Raw genomic sequence first — 6,709 nt, 5'->3', positions numbered from 1 at the left:
AAAGCAAAATGGAAATTACCGGCGCGGTTAACGAATTTATTAGCGCAACAAATAACTATAATTCACCAGAGAAAAATGGTTTCCAAGCAAAAGGAAATGAGCCTTCTGCAGGTAATATGGATAATCCCGTTTCCAATGTGCCTGCTACTGGGAATTACGTTAATATCTCGCCAGAAACGATTGATGCTTCAAGTGTAACCGAGGTAACTGATAGTATTTCATCTGACACTGAAACGGTAGCGCAGGATGAGTTTGCGGGTGCTATTGTTCAATTGAACGAAAACGGGGAAAATTCGCTCAGCAAGATTGATACGACTAAAATAAGTGTCGATACTAAATTGGAGAAATACCTATTAAACAAAGAACATCCTGTTGGCGCGAGTAAAGCTAAGTGGTTTGAAGCAGCATTGGGCTTTAATATTGAAAATTCCAACGAATTGTCATCTCAAATAGTTTTTGATGAGCAGGCTGCAGTCAAAACAGAGCTAACCCAGCATGGGCAGAAGTACAATCAAATAATACCAATTATTGGAGCAAATGGGAGAACAATTGATGTAACTTTTGCTTGGATAAAAACTAGCAATGATAATGAAATTAAGTTAGTAACAGCTATACCAGCGAAGAAATGAAATGTATAAAGAATATGATGTTGTAATTGCGAATAAAGCTCTTTCTGAAAATATCAAATGCGGATATTTAGGTACTATTTTAATTTGTTATGATGATTCTTTTTACGAAGTCGAATTTTTAAATGAATTCGATGAATTCGTAGGAATCATGACTGTTTCAGAAGGTGACTTGAATAAAGCTTAATAATTTGTGGACGTAAGACAGCCTGAATGTGAGATGCTCATGGACACCCACACTCTGAGACTTGATCTTCTCAAATGTTTAAGCCATGGGTGTCCCATTGTTTCGGCAGTCAAACGCTGAAATGGAAGAGCAAAACAGACAGCTACAACTCTCGGGCTTAGCGAGCAAAATTTTTGGCGACTCAGTTGACCCGGGAAAATAATGGACACTCACACTCTGATACGTACGCTTGTCAAATAAAAGGATGGTTTTGTAGCTGCCTATCATCTTCCGCTGACTCGATAAACAAAGAAGGCCCTATCAAATCTTGTTCACCCTTACTCTGTATTCTGACATGTGAGCTTATCGATCATTTGACGGGTGGGTTAGTTTTACGAAAGGATGGTCAATGGACAAACTTTATGCGCAGTGATGGACACCCACACTCTTAGTATTAGAAATAAAAGTGGAAGATTTATATGTGAAAAGTTTAGAGGCTTATGTTAGCGAAACATCTCCAGAAAGAATCAGAGTGAAAGTTGTCGATGAATCAATATCCAAATTACTACAAAGCTATGGGTTTAGTTATGAGCCGGATTTTAAAGATTGGTGTTTAAATATAAAAGCCAATAAGCAAGCAGTTGCATTCGCGTTTTTGCGTGATAATGAAATTTGTTTTGCAAATGGTCCAGCAGGTTGGCCGCCAGGCGCGCTTTTTGAACGTTGGCGTGAGCAAGGTCTACTATCAGGAAAATACCTCTCAGTATCTTGGAAGGATAAAGAGCACTATTATATTGAGGAAAGGTAGAGAAATTAGCTTTAATTCAGGACCTTAATGAACACCCAACACTCTGTCTCTTGACATGTGAGTTTATCCAGCATTTGAAAGGTGGGTGTCCAATAGTCTATAACCTTACTGGCTAAAGAAGATGTCAACGTGTTTGCTGGCAAGCTAGACGCCAGTAACATTGTCGCCGAAGCTGGCTTTGGTAATGCGAACGCTAAAGATGCTGATATTAATATTTTGGGGGAAACCGAAACCACAGCACTCTACGAGCAAAATCGCAAAAATGGTTTATCGCTAGGCGTCGATGGTAATTTTGTTTCTGTGGCCAAAGAAACGGCAAATACCCACACCAGCATTCAAACTGATTACATAGGCAGTACCTTCAACGCCAGTGACTCAATGTCACTTAAAGCCAGTCGTGATGTAAATATCACTGGGTCATCAATTAATGCAAATAACAACCTGTTCGTGGGCGCAGGTAGAGACATTAATGTACTCACCGGACAAAGCGAAAGCACTGGATCCAGCACGCATTCAGAAACCAAAACCGGGTTTGAACTTAGCGCCGATAGTAATACCGCCAGTGTTTTTGTAGGTGATGACATTAACGGCAACACCCATACCGGCAGCGCTACCACGCAGATAAGCAGTAACATCAGTGCGGGTGAAAATGTCACTTTTGATGCAGGTAACGATATTGCGATTGAGGGTAGCAATATTGGTGCAGGTATGGATATATCGCTTAGCGCCATTAACGACATTAGCATCGTTAGCGCACAGGAGAGTGCTTCTCAGCAGTCAGAACAAGAGCATATTCGCGACGGATTAACGGTAAGCGCACATTATAACCTTGGCAACACAGCAGACGCGATAGGTAACATCGGAGAAGGTGATAACGCCGTTAGTCAGGCAAGTTCTGTCATGCAGGCTACTGACGCATTAAACAACGCAGGCCCCAGTGGCAGCGCTCACCTTGGTCGCACCACCACTACCGCCACTAATGCAATGCAGCAACAAACTGCACTGGCCAGTAATATTCTGGCAGGGCGAAACTTCAAGGTTAATGCTGGCGGTGATGCATTGTTTGAAGGGACCAATGTCAACGCGGGTAAAGACATCAGTGTCAGCGCCGAGAACATCACCATCATTGCCGCTAAAAACACCCAAACCAGCAACCAGAGCAGTGACTATTTACAGGTCGGTGCCAACCTTAACGCCAGTAACGGCAATGCCAGCCTGACGGTAGGGTTTAGCCAGTCTGACAGTACCCACGCCTCTACCAGCAGCAGTACCGTGGCCAGTCAGTTCGCTGCAGGCAATAACATGCAGCTCAATGCCAGAAACGACCTGACGGTAGAAGGCGCAGACATTGCCGCTGAAAACGACCTGGCGCTCATTGCCGGTAATGATATCGCCATCAAAGCACACGAAACCCAATTCGACAGCGCCAGCGAAGACAGCCATCTGAGTGTTAACGCGGGCATCAACTTTGGTGCAAATGGCGTTGGCGTTACCGCGAATATGGCGATGGGTGAGGGCGAACTTGACCGCACTGGCACTCAGTACCAGAACAGTCATGTTCAGGCAGGTAACTCACTTACCGTAATCAGCGGTAATGATACCACCATTGCCGGCGGTAACCTTGCCGGCAGTGATGTAGCGATGGACATCGGCGGTGATTTAACGGTGGCGTCGGTTCAAAACACCGGCGGTGTGGATGGCAAGCGCTGGGATGTCAGCGCCAGTATCACGGTGGGTGCCGGGGTCACAGGCAGTGCCAGTGTCGGCTACGGTGAAACCAGTGGCGAAACTGCATGGGTTGCACAGCAAAGCAGTATTATCGGCAGTAACTCGGTAGCTATTCATACCGATGGCCACACGCAAATAGATGGTGCGCTCATTGCGAATATTGATGAGCATGGCAACGACAACGGTAACCTTCAGCTCTCTACCAACACCATTGGCTACTCCGATATCCATGATGTGGATAATGAAACCAGCAGTTACCTCAACGTAGGTTTTAGCTCGGGTGACAACACCAGCACCAACCAAAAAGAAAGTGGCAACAACTACTCCGTATCTGGCAGCCACTATGACATCGACAAAGAACAAACCAACCTCGCCACCATTGGCACAGGAAATATCACAGTTGGTGGACAAAATGCTGAAAGCCTGGAAGGCTTAAACCGCGATACCAGCGTAGCCCAGCAAGTCACCAAAGATGACAGTACCAACATCAATCTGTACGCCAGTACGACGGCTGTTGATAGCCTACAAAACCTGGCCGAGAATCCTTCCGAGCAGTTAGGGCAATGGCAGGATAACGTCACCAGTGTGGGGGATGCTGATGCGTGGGAAGAGGTAGCAACAAACGCAGAAACCACCGTTAAAATAGCTGGGTATGTTGCTAGTGGTGGAAGTGAAGCGGTAGAGCAAATTAATAATACAGTTGCTCGTCAAAACGCGGTGAATGCCGGCATAGCAACTTATGAGAATGCGGAAGCGACTGATGAAGAGCGACAGGCTGCCGCAGAAAATATTGTCAATAATATCGTGCCATGGGATGAAAGCGACCCAGCGCAGATTGATACACGAAACCAAGTTGCCGCCGCCATAGGTGAACTGGCTGTCACTGACCCGGAAAAGGCGACTAAAGCGTTAGTAATGTTGGGGCAATCATCAAACAATAATTTGCAAAGTAACTTTCTACCGGCCATTCCTGTTACTTTAGAATTGCTCATGTTCCTTGGTATCGGTACCGCTGTCACCGCTTCTACGGATGAAGGTCAGGATGCCCTGAAAAATATTGCCAGAGAGACAGAAAATGCGATAGGAAATGCTGCCGGCTATTTTGAAGAAGTGCCTCCATTAACTGAGCATGAGGTATTTGGACAAACCCTGGAGTACCCAGAAGACGCAGCAAAGATGCTTGAAGTAGGGCAAGCCTACCAGATGGCTGATGGGTCAGTCGTCGCGATGACAGAAAATGGCATGTTTAAAACCGGGGAAGGAAACAGTGTATTAAACGGCTACAGCATGGTAACTACTGAGCAGTTAGGGCAGCAAGGGGGTTATATACCCACTGATCAGGAGCCAATAGCAGCTACGCCGAATCCAAGTTCGGATTTTGATAGCCCGACAGTCTACGATAATATTACTCCTGAATTACCTGAAGGGACTGATGGATACCAATCAGGGGAAACACTGACTGCGGATACTGAAACGGTAGTGCAGGAAAGTAGCTCGGAAGAAACTATTTATTTCAACAAAAATGCTGTTGACCTAACTAACGGTCGAGATGGCCACATTATTGCGAACCACGCCTATGGTGCTGGAAAAGCTGATAAAACTGAGTTTCCGTTAGAATGGGATAAAAATAAAATAGTTGAAAAAGTATCTGACATCGCTACTGATCCTAATTTAAACATGCTATCTGATAGTCGAGGTACACCTTACGTTGTTGGCACTAGAGACGGCATAACTGTTCGAGTTAATTTTTATCCAAAGGGTCACAAAAGAGAAGGACAGATTGCAACAGCCTATCCAATAAAAGAAATTAAGGGGAGGGGAGAATAATCATGAATGACAATAGCGAAATTGAGTTAATTGATATTTTTAAAATCATCGAGAGTGAGTTACAGGCTAATGATAAATGGTTACCTCTCAATAGGAGAGAGGATATTATTCATTACTTACATCATGGTGAGCCAAGTATGGCATTTGAATATTTATATCTTGAAATATTTGAAAGGAAAAATGCAACAATCACAGCTAATTTAGAAGATGTAATGAAAATAGCTAAATATTTTTCTTTGGATAAAGAGGAGGAATGCATGATTGATCATGAATTTATGAAAAAGCTCAATAATTTAATTAGTCGAACAATTGAGAAGCATTGAGAACAATAACCGAAGTTCTTTAAAAAGAATTGAATGATCACAATAAAGATGGCCTCACACACCTCATTGCTTCTTAATCTGCGATCATTGAGGTCACAGTTAACCATTCCTAATTAATTCCCAACAAAGACCCTGTGGGGTGCCGCAGGCGGCCCCACCATCAATGCCAGCATGGGCAGCAACGAGCAGCAGGATAAAGCCACCACTTACACCAACAGCAGCTTAACGGCCAAGCACATGAATGTGGTGACCAGCGGCGATGCCACCATCAGCGGGGGCAACCTGCATGGCGATGACAGCCTGAATATGAACATTGGCGGTAACTTAACCTTAGAATCGGTACAAAACCGCTACGCTGGTAGCAGTAAAGGAATGGGTATCAGTGCCGGCATGGGCTTTGGTAATGCCGGCAGTGAAAACAACACCCTGGATGTGAACAAAGCGGTGGCCAAGGCGGCAAGCAACCTGGGTGATACCAGTGCTGGCGCCGCCAGCGTCAATGGTGGCCTAAACGCCAGTAACAGCCGCTATCACAACACCGAAACCGTGCTATCCAGTATCACCGGTGGCAACGTGAATGTGGATGTTAACGGCAATACCGCCATAACCGGTGCCCTTATTGCAGCCATGGACAATAACGGTAACGACAACGGTGCGCTGACCTTAACCACCGGCACCATCAGCTACAGCGATTTAAACAACCGCAGCTATAGTAGCAACCAAAGCGCCAGTATCAATGCCAATGTCGGCCTGACCGCTGATGCCAAACACAACGAAAGTGGCACCGACACCAAACTCAACAGCAGCAATACGGCCTATCAGAACAACAGCAGCCAAAGCGTAAGCAAAACCATGGCAACCGTGGGTGAAGGCAATGTGACTGTGGGTGGAGAAAACGCTGAACTAGCAGGATTGAACCGTGACGCCGCCAACACCACCAACGAGATTTACGACGTAGACCGTCAGCAGGGCAATATTGAACTTACCGTTGACCATCGTTTGTTGAGTGAAGAGGGAAGGGCGCTGATTAAAGAAGATGTGAAGCGCACTGAGATTTTGGGTGAATCAGTTGCAGATGTACTAAAAGCAAGCGTCTCTATAACAGGAAGTGGTGATGGTGAAAGCTCACTGCGTGAGCACATTGGTAATAAGCAAGATTATTTCACCGCAACCAAAAACTTTATGCAGAATGAGGCTAATGCTGAGCATATTGCAACGTTAGGGGATGCCT

General features: G+C 45.2%; 6 protein-coding genes. All 6 read left to right on the top strand.

Annotated elements, in window-relative coordinates; translation table 11 throughout:
• Positions 1 to 629 (top strand): DUF6883 domain-containing protein (locus HCJ96_RS16065; protein ID WP_211162864.1); only part of this gene is annotated, 629 nt, incomplete at its 5' end.
• 1 nt (position 630) lies between these two features.
• Positions 631 to 813, top strand: a complete 183-nt coding sequence (locus tag HCJ96_RS16060; RefSeq protein ID WP_169212112.1) for a DUF4926 domain-containing protein — start codon at positions 631 to 633, stop codon at positions 811 to 813.
• 445 nt (positions 814 to 1,258) lie between these two features.
• Positions 1,259 to 1,600 carry a hypothetical protein gene (locus HCJ96_RS16055; RefSeq protein WP_169212111.1) on the top strand — a complete coding sequence of 114 codons (342 nt, stop codon included), beginning with the start codon at positions 1,259 to 1,261 and terminating at the stop codon, positions 1,598 to 1,600.
• A gap of 129 nt (positions 1,601 to 1,729) precedes the next feature.
• Entirely contained in the window at positions 1,730 to 5,155 is a 3,426-nt protein-coding gene (locus HCJ96_RS16050; protein WP_169212110.1) for a hemagglutinin repeat-containing protein, read from the top strand.
• Positions 5,156 to 5,157: 2 nt separating this feature from the next.
• Complete coding sequence (locus HCJ96_RS16045; RefSeq protein WP_169212109.1) at positions 5,158 to 5,478, top strand: hypothetical protein; 321 nt, start codon at positions 5,158 to 5,160, stop codon at positions 5,476 to 5,478.
• 171 nt (positions 5,479 to 5,649) lie between these two features.
• Positions 5,650 to 6,709 (top strand): hemagglutinin repeat-containing protein (locus tag HCJ96_RS16040; RefSeq protein ID WP_169212108.1); only part of this gene is annotated, 1,060 nt, incomplete at its 3' end.

It is taken from the genome of Alteromonas ponticola, from assembly GCF_012911815.1.
Lineage (GTDB): Bacteria > Pseudomonadota > Gammaproteobacteria > Enterobacterales > Alteromonadaceae > Alteromonas > Alteromonas ponticola.
Note: the sequence above shows the minus strand (reverse complement) of the source record. Positions and strands in the feature narration are given on the sequence as shown.

Coding starts and splice junctions, on each gene's coding strand:
- HCJ96_RS16060 (WP_169212112.1), top strand. CDS start 631: ATGTATAAAGAATATGATGTTGTAATTGCGAATAAAGCTCTTTCTGAA.
- HCJ96_RS16045 (WP_169212109.1), top strand. CDS start 5,158: ATGAATGACAATAGCGAAATTGAGTTAATTGATATTTTTAAAATCATC.